At 63.9% G+C, this 13,457-nt stretch carries 13 protein-coding genes and 1 pseudogene; 7 read left to right on the top strand and 7 right to left on the bottom strand.

Going from position 1 to position 13,457, the window contains the following annotated elements; translation table 11 throughout:
• Positions 1 to 176 precede the first annotated feature (176 nt).
• Positions 177 to 1,106 (bottom strand): KPN_02809 family neutral zinc metallopeptidase, encoded by a 930-nt coding sequence (gene ypfJ, locus ACZYHG_RS14780; RefSeq protein WP_464614412.1) that lies wholly within the window; start codon positions 1,104 to 1,106, stop codon positions 177 to 179.
• A 184-nt stretch (positions 1,107 to 1,290) separates the two neighbouring features.
• Between ypfJ and ACZYHG_RS14775 the strand changes: the two genes are divergently transcribed.
• Entirely contained in the window at positions 1,291 to 3,381 is a 2,091-nt protein-coding gene (locus tag ACZYHG_RS14775; RefSeq protein WP_464614411.1) for a hypothetical protein, read from the top strand.
• A 75-nt stretch (positions 3,382 to 3,456) separates the two neighbouring features.
• Here the strand turns inward: ACZYHG_RS14775 and ACZYHG_RS14770 are convergent, their stop codons facing one another.
• Together ACZYHG_RS14770 and mntR are read right to left on the bottom strand one after the other, a co-directional pair.
• Entirely contained in the window at positions 3,457 to 3,645 is a 189-nt protein-coding gene (locus ACZYHG_RS14770) for a hypothetical protein (RefSeq protein ID WP_464614410.1), read from the bottom strand.
• 98 nt (positions 3,646 to 3,743) lie between these two features.
• Positions 3,744 to 4,196 carry a manganese-binding transcriptional regulator MntR gene (gene mntR / locus ACZYHG_RS14765; RefSeq protein ID WP_464614409.1) on the bottom strand — a complete coding sequence of 151 codons (453 nt, stop codon included), beginning with the start codon at positions 4,194 to 4,196 and terminating at the stop codon, positions 3,744 to 3,746.
• Positions 4,197 to 4,430: 234 nt separating this feature from the next.
• Between mntR and ACZYHG_RS14760 the strand changes: the two genes are divergently transcribed.
• Together ACZYHG_RS14760 and ACZYHG_RS14755 are read left to right on the top strand one after the other, a co-directional pair.
• Positions 4,431 to 5,795 (top strand): Nramp family divalent metal transporter, encoded by a 1,365-nt coding sequence (locus ACZYHG_RS14760; RefSeq protein WP_464614408.1) that lies wholly within the window; start codon positions 4,431 to 4,433, stop codon positions 5,793 to 5,795.
• A 74-nt stretch (positions 5,796 to 5,869) separates the two neighbouring features.
• A complete protein-coding gene (locus tag ACZYHG_RS14755) occupies positions 5,870 to 6,712 on the top strand; it encodes a protein-L-isoaspartate O-methyltransferase family protein (protein WP_464614407.1) in 843 nt (280 codons plus the stop codon).
• Between the two features lie 63 nt (positions 6,713 to 6,775).
• Here the strand turns inward: ACZYHG_RS14755 and ACZYHG_RS14750 are convergent, their stop codons facing one another.
• Entirely contained in the window at positions 6,776 to 7,423 is a 648-nt protein-coding gene (locus ACZYHG_RS14750) for a TetR/AcrR family transcriptional regulator (protein WP_464614406.1), read from the bottom strand.
• Positions 7,424 to 7,635: 212 nt separating this feature from the next.
• Positions 7,636 to 8,544, bottom strand: coding sequence for a LysR family transcriptional regulator (locus ACZYHG_RS14745; RefSeq protein WP_464614405.1), 909 nt, complete (start codon positions 8,542 to 8,544; stop codon positions 7,636 to 7,638).
• Positions 8,545 to 8,601: 57 nt separating this feature from the next.
• On the opposite strand from ACZYHG_RS14745, the gene ACZYHG_RS14740 reads away from it, so the two are divergent.
• Positions 8,602 to 9,201: a LysE family translocator gene (locus tag ACZYHG_RS14740; protein WP_464614404.1), complete on the top strand. Its 600-nt coding sequence runs from the start codon at positions 8,602 to 8,604 to the stop codon at positions 9,199 to 9,201.
• Between the two features lie 62 nt (positions 9,202 to 9,263).
• On the opposite strand, the gene ACZYHG_RS14735 is transcribed toward ACZYHG_RS14740, so the two are convergent.
• Complete coding sequence (locus tag ACZYHG_RS14735; RefSeq protein ID WP_464614403.1) at positions 9,264 to 10,058, bottom strand: SDR family NAD(P)-dependent oxidoreductase; 795 nt, start codon at positions 10,056 to 10,058, stop codon at positions 9,264 to 9,266.
• Between the two features lie 214 nt (positions 10,059 to 10,272).
• On the opposite strand from ACZYHG_RS14735, the gene ACZYHG_RS14730 reads away from it, so the two are divergent.
• Positions 10,273 to 10,728, top strand: coding sequence for a MarR family winged helix-turn-helix transcriptional regulator (locus tag ACZYHG_RS14730; RefSeq protein ID WP_464614402.1), 456 nt, complete (start codon positions 10,273 to 10,275; stop codon positions 10,726 to 10,728).
• A 22-nt stretch (positions 10,729 to 10,750) separates the two neighbouring features.
• Here ACZYHG_RS14730 and ACZYHG_RS14725 read toward each other — a convergent pair whose 3' ends face one another.
• Positions 10,751 to 11,929 carry an MFS transporter gene (locus ACZYHG_RS14725; RefSeq protein WP_464614401.1) on the bottom strand — a complete coding sequence of 393 codons (1,179 nt, stop codon included), beginning with the start codon at positions 11,927 to 11,929 and terminating at the stop codon, positions 10,751 to 10,753.
• 205 nt (positions 11,930 to 12,134) lie between these two features.
• Here ACZYHG_RS14725 and ACZYHG_RS14720 point away from each other — a divergent pair, with 205 nt between their 5' ends.
• Together ACZYHG_RS14720 and ACZYHG_RS14715 are read left to right on the top strand one after the other, a co-directional pair.
• Positions 12,135 to 12,491 carry an ArsR/SmtB family transcription factor gene (locus ACZYHG_RS14720; protein WP_464614400.1) on the top strand — a complete coding sequence of 119 codons (357 nt, stop codon included), beginning with the start codon at positions 12,135 to 12,137 and terminating at the stop codon, positions 12,489 to 12,491.
• Between the two features lie 57 nt (positions 12,492 to 12,548).
• Positions 12,549 to 13,314 (top strand): annotated as a pseudogene (locus ACZYHG_RS14715) (metallophosphoesterase family protein).
• Positions 13,315 to 13,457 lie beyond the last annotated feature (143 nt).

Raw genomic sequence — 13,457 nt, 5'->3', positions numbered from 1 at the left:
CCATCAGATCAGGATCCTGGAAACGCTGGCCTGAGACTGTTTCGAAATTCGCTCTGGCGAGTCAGATAGTGGTGGTTTCGAGAACCGGAGCGGAGCGTACTTAAAGTACGTGAGCACCGGAAGCGCAGAAAACGCCGCTAGATGGCCGCCGGAGTAGAATTTCCAAACAGTCGTGCTTAAAGCGGGCCGGTCATCGTGTTGCAGTCCGACAGCTTGCCGCTTTTGTAGCCGCGCGCCAGCCAGGTCTGGCGCTGTTGCGAGGTGCCGTGGTTGAAGCTTTCCGGCACGACATAGCCCTGCATCTTCTTCTGCAGCGTGTCGTCGCCGATCTGCTTGGCGGCGTTCAGCGCGCTTTCGAAATCGCCCTGCTCCAATATGCCCTTCTGGGCGGTGAAGTGCGCCCAGACGCCGGCGAAGCAGTCGGCCTGCAGTTCGATGCGCACCGACAGCTGGTTGGCATCGGCTTCGCTCATGCCTTGCCGCATCTGGTTGAATTTGCCCATGATACCGGTCAGGTTCTGCACGTGGTGGCCGACCTCATGCGCAATGACATAGGCGCGCGCGAACTCGCCCGAGGCGCCGAACTGCTGGTCGAGTTGCTGGAAGAAGGTCATGTCGAGATAGACTTTGTGGTCGCCTGGACAATAGAAAGGCCCGGCCGACGAGGAAGCAGACCCGCACGCAGAGCGGATTTGCCCACTGAACAGCACCAGCTTCGGGTTCTCATAGGTCAGGCCTTGCGACTTGAAGATGCCGGTCCAAGTGTCCTCGGTCTCGGCCAGCACGGTGGCCACGAACTGCTTCATCTCGTCATTGGCGGGCGCACCCGCGCCGCTGTCCTGGCCACCGCCGCTGTTGTCGGTGACCTGGCCGCCACCGCCCGGCAGAAGGCCGCCGTCGCCACCGCCCAGGATCGCCGAGGGATCGAAGCCGAAATACCATCCGGCGATCACCACCAGGATGACGAGGAGTATGCTTCCGCCGCCGCCGGTACGGCCACCGATGGGAAGTTGGAACCCGCCACCACCGCCGCCGATACCGCCGCCACCGCTGTCGCTGCGGTCGTCCTCGATATTGTCACTCTGACGACGGCCTCTCCAGAGCATGGCAACTCCTCGCGCTGCAAACTTCCTCGTTGCTCCGGCATGCCGGCTCAACCCAACAAACAATTATCCCAATGGTTGCGGCAAGTCACAGCATTTTTCGTCACCGGGCCGACGCCGGCGTGATGGCTCCAGTGCACTGGCCGACACACGCGAAGGCCTGTAGCATCGCCGCAAACAAAGGGGCATGAGGCTGAAGACGGTCGGTCAATTCCTGTCGCTGCTCGCTGCGCTGCTTAGCCTTGGTCTGGCAAGCGCCCGCGCGGTCACGCTCGATTCCAGCGTTGCCGTCACCGATCCGGCAACCTTGCAAGCCCTGGAGCGCGGCGGCCTGTCGATCAGCCGGCTGCTCGGCCCCGCGCTCGGTCTTACCCGCGACGTCGACAATCGCGGCCTGTTCTCAGTGCCGGCGCTGGCCACGGTGCGCGACACGGTCAAGCAGGAAATATCGGACGAGCCAAAGAGCAGCCCCGACCCTTACGTCGCCGCCATGGCCAGATCCAAGGACACCAGCCAGAAGTTCAACCCGAAATACATCGACGACGACGGCTCGACGCTCGACCTGACCGGCGTCGTCAACCGCATGGATCGCGGCTATCTCGGCCATACCGAATGCGGCGAGATCCGGCTGATCTACCGCTTCCACTATTCGGTCGCGGAAAAGCCGGCCAAGGGCAAGCCAATCGGGGGAAAGACCGGGCAGCGCATCTCCTCGCGCCTGCCGCTGACCATGAGCCTGGTGTTCAATGCAAAGCCCGGGAAGGCGCAGGCGCGCGCCGCGAAGGATTTGCCTGGTACCACCGATGCGTCCTGCGCCGACATCGCCAAGCGTTGGCTTGCCGCCGGGCAAAAGGACCTGCCGCCCGAACAGCTTGCCGCATGGCTGCGCTCCGACGAAGGGCCGCTGTCGGGCGCGATGCTCAATTCCTCGCAGATCATGCGGCTGGAACTCAACATGCAGGTGCTGCGCCTGTCGGCCTCGACGCGGCGCGATTTCGGCGGCCATGCGGAATACCTCCTGAAGATCTTCAAATGGGATCCGGCCAGCTCAAGCTTTTATGAAGCGAAGATGGAGAACCAGATCGACCGGGCAACGGTACTGGCCGATAAGCTGGCTTTCGCGAAATGGCTGCTCACCGACCGCAACATTTATGACCTCGACCATGGCCGGCTGGTCATCGACGAAAAGTTCTTGGCCAAGAGCGCTGTTTCCGTCGCGCCCGGCGGCTTGAGCCGGTCGCAGAACAACATTGCCTACGGGCTGGTCGACGATGCCGACATCGACAAGGCGCTGAAGGATTACGTCGCCAAGGGCAACACGCTCGCCACCATCAAGTCGGTCGCCGGCTTTGATCTGCGACTCAATGAGATGACCTGTACCGGCTGCCACCAGACGCATGGCATTGCCGGCTTCCACTACACCGGCGCCGATCCGGCCAGCGAGCCGCGCCGCAACGCCGTTTTCGTGCCGGGCTCGGCGGTGTTCTTCGCCGACCTGCCGCGCCGCCGCGCCATCGTCGAGCAGTTCGCCGCCGGCGGCCAGCCGGATTTCACCAAAGGTTTCGCCGCTCGTCCGGACCAGAAATACGCCGAGGCGCTGAAGGGCACCGACCTCTACAATGGCTGGGGCTCGATCTGCTATCGCGGCACGGATGAGAGCTTCAAGGACTGGACCTGCGGCGCTGGCCTGCGCTGCGCCGGCGTCCATGAAAGCGCCATCCATCCAGGCTTCGGCACCTGCGTCAGCGAGAAGGGCACAGCGGTCGGCGACCCGGTCGAGTTCGGCGAGATCAAGATGTCGACCTGGGGCAATGACCAGTATTGCCGCTTGTCGCCGGCCACAGCCAAGGCATGCGCCATCGACCCCGCGCGCGACAAGAAACCGGTGGTCAAGCTCGCCGGCTATGGTGCGGCGCGCCAGCGCTACGACAACCCCGAACAGAAGACCGGCGGCTTTCCCGGCGGCATGCTGCGCAAGACGACCTGCGACAAGCTTCCCGACGAGGCGAGTTGCGGGCGCCTCGCCAAGACCGGCTTCAACGATTGCATCGCATCCGGCAAGGACCACAAATTCTGCACCAAGGAATTCACCAAGACCGCCGGCCTGCGCGCCTGCGACAAGGCGCATCCCTGCCGCGAGGACTATATCTGCACCGCCGGCTATGACGATCTGCCCGAGGCAAAACCCGGCGAAGGCACCTGCATCCCGCCCTATTTCATCTTCCAGTTCCGCGTCGACGGCCACCCCAGAAGCTGGGTGCAGGATGTGCGCGAGTGAGCATGCCTCGATCGTTGCATCCAGGCGCATCCCCGCAGACGGCTTGCCCCGATAAGCGCTGATATCGACCTGGCCTCAGTCTTTCTGCTTGGCGCCGGCGCTCTTGCCGTCGGAGCTTTTCGAGCGTTCCTCGAAACGGGCGGCACCCTTCTTCAGGGGATGACCGGTCTCGGCCTCGGTCTTGCGCTCGTCCTTGGCCGCTGCCTGCTGCAATCCCTTGGCGGCCTGCTTGCCCTTTGCGGTCGGTGCCTGTTCGATGCCCATTGCTTCCTCCCTTGGCGCGCACAATCGCGCGATCTCAGGAGCAACGTGCGTAACATCAGGCGGTTCCAGCGGCTTGTCGGTCGGGACATTCGCCAGCTTCAGCGCGGCGCCGTCATCGCCTTGCGAAAAGCGTCCAGCGTCTCGGCGCTGACATGGTGCTCGATGCCCTCGGCATCGATGCGCGCCGTCTCGGCACTGACGCCGAGCGAACGCAGGAAGGCTTCCACCGTCTGGTGGCGGATGCGGCTTTCCTCCGCCACCTTGCGGCCGGCATCGGTCAGGAACACACCGCGATAGGGTTTTCTGGAAACGAGCCCATCGGCGCACAGCCTGGTCAGCATCTTGGCCACCGTCGGCTGGGCGACGCCGAGCCGTGCGGCGATATCGACCTGGCGCGCCTCGTTGCCGTCCTCGATCAAATCGGCGATCAGCTCGACATAGTCCTCGACCAGCGCGCTGCGGCGCGCTTGGCGCTGCTGCCGGAACCCTTCCGAATGGACATCGGCGTCAGGCAGCGGCTCGCGCGGGACCGGTCTGTTCTTCAGCGCCAATGCGCGCTCCTCCTCGGCAGTCTAGCCATCGCTGCTTTTATAGCACGGGCTCTGATTCTTCAGGCCGTTTATTTGCATTCCCCCACAGGCACAACCGGTGTTTCCGATTCCCCCTTTCGCACCCGCCGCCGCACGGCAGATAAAAAGCACCGACAATGAAATATAGCCTATTGCATAATGTTGAGCCGTGGCATAGCTTGTCGATATTCCTCAGAAGTCGCGGAAAGCGTTTCCATGTCAGAAGCAGAAGCCTCAGCCCCCAGGTCCTCATGGCGGTTCGCCAGACAGGACGAGGACGACCAGCCCAGCCTGCGCGAAGTCAATTCCACCATCGCGGTGCCGAGTTCGGGCGTCTGGTTCCGTCGGCTGTTCGCCTTCATGGGACCAGGCTACATGGTCTCGGTCGGCTATATGGATCCGGGCAACTGGGCGACCGACCTCGCCGGCGGCGCGCAGTTCGGCTACACGCTGCTCTTCATCATCATGCTGTCGAACCTGATGGCGATCCTTTTGCAGGCGCTGGCCGCCCGGCTCGGCATCGCCACCGGCCGCGATCTCGCCCAGGCCTGCCGCGCTTATTATCCCCGTCCCGTCAATTTCGTGCTGTGGATCGCCTGCGAGCTCGCCATCATCGCCTGCGACCTCGCCGAAGTCATCGGCACCGCGATCGCCCTGCAGCTCCTGTTCGGCATTCCGCTGATCGGCGGCGCGATGCTCACCGCGCTCGACGCCTTCCTGGTGCTACTCCTGATGAACAAGGGGTTCCGCTATCTCGAAGCCTTCGTCATCGCGCTTTTGATCATCATCTTCAGCTGCTTTGCCATCCAGATCTTCGTCGCCGCTCCGCCGGCCGGCACGATCCTGCACGCCATGTTCGTGCCGTCGTCCGAGATCGTCACCAACCCGGCAATGCTCTACATCGCCATCGGCATCATCGGCGCCACGGTCATGCCGCACAATCTCTATCTGCACTCCTCGATCGTGCAGACCCGCGCCTATGAACGCACCGAAAAGGGCAAGCGTGACGCGATCAAATGGGCAACGACGGACTCCACCATCGCCCTGATGCTGGCGCTGTTCGTCAATGCCGCCATCCTGATCGTCGCGGCGGTCGCCTTCCACGACACCGGCCACCAGGATGTCGCCGAGATCGGCCAGGCCTTCGAGCTTTTGTCGCCGCTGCTGGGCTTGAGCATCGCCTCGATCCTGTTTGCCGTGGCGCTGCTGGCGTCGGGCCTGAACTCGACGGTGACGGCAACGCTTGCCGGCCAGATCATCATGGAAGGGTTCCTGCGCCTGCGCATCCCCAACTGGGCGCGCCGGCTTCTGACGCGCGGCCTCGCCATCGTCCCGGTTGTGGTGGTCACCGCGCTCTACGGCGAAAAGGGCACCGGTCAGTTGCTGGTGTTCAGCCAGGTTGTCCTGTCGATGCAGCTGCCCTTCGCGGTGGTGCCGCTGGTGCAGTTCGTCTCCGACAAGAAGAAGATGGGCAACCTCGCCATTCCACGTGGCGTCGCCGCACTTGCCTGGGTGGTTGCGGCGATCATCCTCGTGCTCAACTTCAAGCTGCTCTACGACACCATGTTCGGGGTCGGCTGAGGTCCTCCCCGACGAGAAATCGGAAGACCTGGCCTCGCGACAAATCGGAAAATCGCGCTATCTTGTTCCCCGCCATGAGCAAGATCGAAGACATCAGGAAATTCTACGCGCGGCTGATGGCGGTCAATGCGGCCTCATCCGATCCGCGCCTGGAAGAGGTGTTCGCCAGCGTCCCGCGCGAAGCCTTCCTCGGCCCAGGACCGTGGACGATCGTCGCCGGCAACGGCAAGATCACCACGCCGAGCGCCGACCCGGCCCATGTCTACCAGAACGTGCTGGTGGCGCTCGATGCCGACAAGGGCATCAACAATGGCGAGCCGTTCCTGCACGCCACATGGATTGGAAAGCTGGCACTGAGACCCGGTGAGGTCGTCTCCCATATCGGCGCCGGCACCGGCTACTACTCCGCCTTGCTGGCAAGACTGGTTTCACCAGGCGGCAGCGTCACCGCCTTCGAGCTGGACGAGAGCCTGGCCGAGCTGGCGCGCAAAAATCTCGAAGCCTATCCAAATGCGACCGTCGTCCATGCCGATGCCGTCACCACGCCCTTGCCGCCATCCGACATCATCTATGTCAATGCCGGCGTCGTCGCCCCGCCGGCCGGATGGCTGAAGGCGTTGCGCCCCGGCGGTCGCATGATCTTCCCCTGGCGCCCGGCCGAGCGCGTCCCGCTGGCAATGCTGGTGACCCGCACCGAAAAGGGCTTTGCCTGCGATCCGTTCATGCGCGCCTGGTTCATCCCATGCTTCGGCGCCTCGCTTGCGGATCTTGCGGCGAAGATCCCGACACGCGAGCAGGCCACACGCAGCCGCTCGATCTGGCTGACGAGCGATAAGGCGCCAGACCGCACCGCCACCGCCATCTTTGGCGATGTGTGGTTTTCGTCGAAGAATCTCCTTCCCAAACCCGGCAACTGACGCTGCCATGGGCGCGCTTGCCCAAAGCTTCTTGGCACGGTCTCGCTGAAACTCTGGTCCGCTCTAAGACAAACCTGCCTGGGCGTAGGGCGTGCCCGCCATGGCGGCTTCCTGGCCTCTTGTTCCCCGGTCGATAACTGCGAGAAAGGTGGATCTCGCCTTCTCGGCATCCTGGCTCTCGCGATAGACCCGATGCGCCTGGATGAAAGCCACGGTCCATGTCGCCAGGACCAGATTGGCCGCCAGATGGGCGTCGGGATCGGCCGGTTTTCTGCCGACGCTTTCGGCGAGTGCCACCGCCACGAACTGTGCGAGTTCGTCGCGTATTGCCCGCGCCCGGGCAATCAGAGTGGGGCTTTTCTCAATGGTCTCCACGAAGTTCTGGCTTCCCGGAAAGAAGCGTATGTAAGGCTGCTCTTCCGTAGCGGCCCGATGCGCGAGCCGACGTATCGCTTCGATTGGAGCGACATTTACGTCGCGCTCCCGCAAGGCCTTGAGAAGCTTCTCACGCCCTTCTTCGTCGCGGTCGAAGAACATGTCCTCCTTGCGCGGAAAATGATTGAACACCGTCATCCGCCCGACATCGGCGGCCTCGGCGATCTCGTCCACCGTCACGTCATCGAAGTCGCGCGCAATGAACAGACGCGTCGCGGCGTCGGAAATGGCTTGTCGTGTGACGAGACGCTTACGGGTTCGACGATCGGTCGGCATTACCAGTCCCCAAGCCCAATAAATATGCTCAGTATAACATTATATTTGATACACATAAATCCGACGTACGCGATCGGATGGAATATATGCAAAAGCAAGCCCCGTCGCGGTAGCCGCGCCGAACCAGAACATACTCGTTCCGGGGCGAGTTTCAGCGGACTGGCAACCGCGTATCGGATAAATAAACTCGGCAACAGCCGAGACCCTGATAATCAAGCCGCCTGCGGTCGCCGCGCCAACCCATCGCGGATATGCCGCGCGAATTCCTGTGCCGCCGGGCTGACACCGTGCCTCGGCAAATGCAAATTTATCGCGAAATTCGGCAGCGGCGGCAGGCCGACATCGAACGGCAAAATGTCAAGATCGGCCGGCACCGTTGAAGCGAGCCACGTGGTGACGGCGAGATCAGAGCGCACCGTCGCCGTCGTCGCGTCGATGTTGCCGTTCTCGAACACGGTGCGCCATTCCAGCCCATGCTCGTTGAGCGCCGACAGCACCACCGGGCGGAAGGCGCAGGTGTCGGCAACGATCGATACCGGCAGCGGCAGCTTGGCGCGCGCGACCCCACCCCTGGCGCCGACCCAGACCAGCCTGTCGATGGCCAGGCACTCGCCTGATGTTGGGCCGACCCGTTCCTCGATCACCGCAAGGTCGATGGTACCGGCCGCAAGCGCTGAGGCCAGTTCCGGCGACGAGGCGCAGACCAGTGAGATCTCGACCTGCGGATAGTTTTCGGCATAGGCCTTCAGCACCGGCGCCAGCAAGGTGCCGACCAGATCATAGGGCACGCCGAGCCGCACCTGGCCGGCGACGGCACTGCCCCCCATCTCGGCCCAGATCTCGTCATTGAGGCTGAGCAGGCGCCTGGCCTTGTCGAACAGCCGCTCGCCCGACCGCGTCAGGCGCAAGCCACGCCGGTCGCGCTCGAACAGGCTGCAGCCAAGCGTCTCTTCCAGCCTTTTGACCTGCTGGCTGACAGCCCCTTGCGTCAGATGCAGCGCGTTGGCCGCGGCCGTCATGCTGGCCTTGTCGGCGACGGTAACGAAGGTGCGCACCAGAGACGTGTCGAGATTGCGGATCATGTCAGCATTATAGATGCTAATGCCAGACATCACAAACATTGCATTTACTGATGCCTGCCCAAGCCTACCATGGAGCCGCCGAAAAAAGGACGCCCCATGCTCCAGCCCATCCTGCCGCTGATCCTGTTTGCCTTCGTGGCCACCGCCACGCCCGGCATCGCCACCACCTTGTCGACCGCCTCGGGCGCGCAGTTCGGCTTTCGCCGGTCGGTTCCGCTGATGATCGGCAGCGCCGCTGGCCTCGCCACGGTGACAGGGGCCGCCGCAGCCGGGCTTGCCGGCCTACTGCTTGCGGTGCCTTCGTTGCAACTGGCGATGAAGGTGGTCGGCTCGCTCTATCTTCTCTGGCTGGCGATCAAGATCGGCCGTGCGGGGCCACCCAATCTCGACGTGACCATGGCCAAGCCGAACAGTTTCCTGGGCGGCGCCGGCATCCAGTGGATGAACCCCAAGGGCTGGGCAATGGGCCTGGGCGCGGCGGCTTCGTTCGCCGCCCTTGCCGACGGGCCGGGACAACTCGCCTTGCTGCTCGGCTCGACTTTCGGCCTCACCGCCGCCATCTCACTATCCGTCTGGTGCGTCGCCGGCATGGTGCTGGCCCGGTTGCTCAAGACCGAAAGGCAATGGCGCGCGCTCAACATCGTGCTGGCCCTGGTGCTGGCCGCGTCGATCATTCCGATGTGGCGGACGGTCTAAGCAAGGACCTGGTTCCTCGCCCCCCGCATCCGTGAGGGCGAGGAACCCTAGGCTTTGCTACCTCAAACCCCGTAGCGGGCCGCCGGCTTGTCTGCGTGCAGGCTGCCGTAAAACGCCTGCCGGGCGCCGAGGAAGACGTCCAGCTTGGCCGCATCGACAAGCGCCGGCACGGTGACGGCTTCGCCATTGGCCAGGCCGACAAGCGCGGCATCGACCATGTCGTCGGCGCTCATGATGATTTCCTTTGGAAGCTGGTCGATGTCACTGCCGGCAAGTTCCCAGAAATCGGTCCGCGTCGCGCCCGGCAACACCGCCTGCACCTTCACATTGGTGCCCGCGACCTCACGGTGCAGAGCCTCGGTGAAGTTGACGACATAGGCCTTGGTGCCGCTGTAGATGCCGCCGAACGAGGTATCGAAGGCAAGCACCGAGGCGATGTTGACGATGGCGCCCCGGTTGCGCGCCAAGAACCCCGGCAATACGGCACGGGTCAGGCGGGTCAAGGCGATGACATTGACCTTGATCATGCGCTCGGCCACGTCGGCATCCGCCGTTGCAACGACCTGCGCACCGCCAAGGCCGGCATTGTTGACGAGCAGCGTCACGCTGTCGTCGGCTGCTATCACCCGCTCGACACGGCGCACATCGTCGTCGTTGGAGAGATCGGCGGTGATGAAGCTGACCTTGCGATCGTAGGCGTAGCGCAGCTTCTCGGCCAGTTCCTCGAGCCGGTCGGCGCGCCGCGCCACCAGCACCAGATCATAGCCCTGCCCTGCCAGCCGGTCCGCATAAACCGCGCCAATGCCTGATGAAGCACCGGTGACGACCGCCGTGCCCTTGTTTGTCTGTCCACTCATTATCCTGTTCCTTCTGTTTCGAATTGCTTGTTTCGACTTCGCCGCCGGCAGCGTGGGCATCCGCCCAGCATGCTGGCCAGTCGTCTGATTTCAATTAGTGGCATATGCCACTTTCTGGGAAGAAGGCATATGCCACTATCTTGTCAATGAGCGTTTCGGAGATTATTTGAAGGTCAGCAGCCGGACATCATGTCCGCGCCGCCAAGGATCAATCATGTCGAAAGAGGCCCTGCCCGGACTGTCGCTCTGCAACAACGCCATGCTGCGTCGCGCAACGCGCAAGATCGGCCAATATTATGATGATGTGCTGGCGCCTTCGGGCCTGAAGGCCACGCAGCAGGGTCTGCTCTACCAGATCAGCATCGGCAACGAGCCGGCGATGGGAGCCATTGCGTCGGCCCTGATCATGGACCTGTCGGCACTCGGCCACACGCTGAAGCCGCTGATCCGCGACGGCTATGTCGAGACCTTCGCCGATCCGGCCGATCGCCGCGTCAAGCGGGTACGGCTGACGCCGCAAGGCCTGGCCAAGCTCGATGAGGTAATGAAGCTCTGGCACGTCGCCCAGCAGCGCTTCGAAGCAGTGGTGGGCAAGGATCAGGCGGAACGCCTGCGCGCGGTGCTCGGTGACATCGCTGAGCTGGATTTTGACCTGCCGCCGGCCACCTAAGGCAGCCGACGGCTTTCGAAGATTATTCGGCAGGCATCGCCACCGGCCGCGCCAGCATCCGCCCGGCCAGCACGATGCCAAGCCCGATCAACGGGAAGGCCGCGGCGACCAGGCCGAGATCGGCCGGCGCGCCGTAGCGCAGCACGCCACCACCGACCACCGCGCCCAGCGCCACGCCGAGATAGAGCGCCGAGCCGTTGAGCGACAGCACGATCGGGGCGGCATCGGGCGCCAGCCTGATGATGCGGCTGGCCTGCGCCGGAGGGAACGCCCAGCCGACGATGCCCCACGGCACCATCATCGCCATCAGCGCCGGGCCGGCAATGTGCTGCGGCAGGAAGGTCGGGATGACCGAGAGCATGACCAGCATGGCCGCGCTCAGCGTCAGCGACCAGCCGACGGTGCGGGTGGCGCCGAAACGATCTGCCGCCTGGCCGCCGGCAATGTTGCCGATGACCGCGCCGACGCCGAAGGCGAGCAGCATGCCGGGCAGCGCGATTTCGCTTAAGCCGCCGCTCTCGATGGCCAGCGGCGCGACATAGGCAAAGACGGTGAAGGCGCCGGTCAGCGCCAGCAATGTCGTCAGAAGGATCGGCATCACGCCGGGCCGCATGGCGGCCGCCAGCCTGCGCTTGAGCGGCAGCTTGGTGCCGACGATGCCGCGCGGCAGCCGGTACCACAGGATGGCGCCGGAAAGCGCGCCAAGCCCGGCAATGGCATAGAAAGTGCCGCGCCAGCCGGCGAAGGCCGCCACCAGCGCACCAAGCGGCGCGCCGACCGCAACCGCCACGGTGGTGCCGCCGACGACGACGGCAATGGCACGCGCCCGGTGATGATCATCGACCAGCGCCACCGCCGTGCCTTGCGCCGTAGCCGCAAACAGGCCCGATGACAGCGCCATGATGATGCGCGCGATCAACAGCACCTCGAAAGAGGAACTCATGGCTGCGACGATGTTGCCGACAACGAAGAACACCAGCGTCCACAAGATGACGCGGCGCCGGTCCCATTCGCCGGTCAGCGTCGCCAGGATCGGCGTACCGAGCGCATAGGCGAGCGCGAACGCCGTGATCAGCGTGCCGGCGAGCGGGATGGAAATGCCGGCATCCCTGGCGATATCGGGCAGCAGGCTGGAGATGACGAAGCCTTCGGTCGAAATCGCAAACGATCCGAGCGCAAGCCAGAATATCCGCTTGTCCATGAGGTGTGTCCTTAGTTCAAAAGTTATTGAACAATTGGACATAGCAGGGCATGATGTCAATGAAGCCAGGGCAAAATAGCTGAACCTTCCTGACAGCCCTGTGTCAGCACGGTCGTTCGGTATGGGTCGAAATGGAGAAACAGTGTGCAGGGCAGGCGTTGATCGGCGCGTTGAAATCGGCTCGAACTGTGCTTAGGTTCCAGCCATGACGTTACCTCATCCCAATTCGGACCAGATCAGCCTGCCCATCGTGCTTGGCGTGCTCGGCGACCCGACGCGGCTTGCCATCGTGCGCTACCTTGCCAGCAAGGAAGGCGTGCCGCTGAACTGCAGCCAGTTCCTCGATCTCGGCTCGAAGACCAATCTGAGCTATCACCTCGCCAAATTGCGCGAGGCCGGGGTCACCTGCGCCGAAGTGGTCGGCACCAACCGCATGATCACGCTGCGCCGCGCCGACCTCGACGCCCGCTTCCCCGGCCTGCTCGACAGCGTCATTGCGGCGGCTGGTGACGACCCTGCCTTGCCGGCGGTCGGCGGCCACGACCTCGAAGCGCTGGCCTGACTTCGCAGGACTTGGGGTAGCCGTTCCGACCAGTCATTCATCATCCACGGAGCCCGCATGCGCATTGCCGTCCTCGCCGATATCCACGGCAACGTCCTGGCGCTCAACGCCGTGCTCGAGGACTTGGCGCGGCGCGGCGGCGCTGATCTCACCATCAATCTCGGCGACAGCGTTTCCGGTCCGCTGTGGCCGCGCGAGACGTTTGAGCGGCTGGAAGCGCTGAACCTGCCGACGGTGCGCGGCAACCATGACCGTCGCGTCGCCGCCGATCCGGCCGACGAGACCATGTGGGCGTCCGACGTCTATGCGCAGGAGCGGTTGACCGAGGCGCAGCGCGGGGTGCTCTTCGCCCAGCCGCTGACGATGGAGATCGCGCCCGGTATCGTCGCCTTCCATGCCCGCCCCGACCATGACGAAAAGTATCTGCTCGACGCGGTCGTCGATGGCCAGCTGGTGCGCGCCGCTGGCGGCGATCCGGCGGCGGCTGAAGGCACTCGATCCCACCTGCCGCATCGCGCTGTGCGGCCACAGCCACCGGGCGGAGCTGGTGCGCGTCCCCGATGGCCCCGTCATCTTCAACCCGGGCAGCATCGGCTGCCCCGCCTATGACGATGACACCCCGCCGGCGCATGTTTCAGAACAAGGTTCGCCGCATGCGCGCTATGGCATTGTCACCTTGGGTGGCGAAGGCCAGCCCGACCGCTTCGAGGCGATCGCCGTCGACTACGACCACGAGGCGGCGGCGCGCCAGGCCGAACAGGCGGGACGGCCGGAATGGGCGCATGCGCTCAGGACTGGCTTCATGCCAGGCCGAACTTGTTGATGCCGGGCTGAACGCTTGTGTTCACATTCGAGCTGAAAAGGGCGTGAACATCTCGCTTGTAGACACGGCGCCGCGCCGTCGCTTATAAACCCGGCTTCGCGTGCGGCAGCGTTTTTCGGGTTCTGGCGGTGCCTTTGGTAATG

The sequence above is a fragment of the Mesorhizobium subarcticum genome (assembly GCF_055456085.1).
Note: the sequence above shows the minus strand (reverse complement) of the source record. Positions and strands in the feature narration are given on the sequence as shown.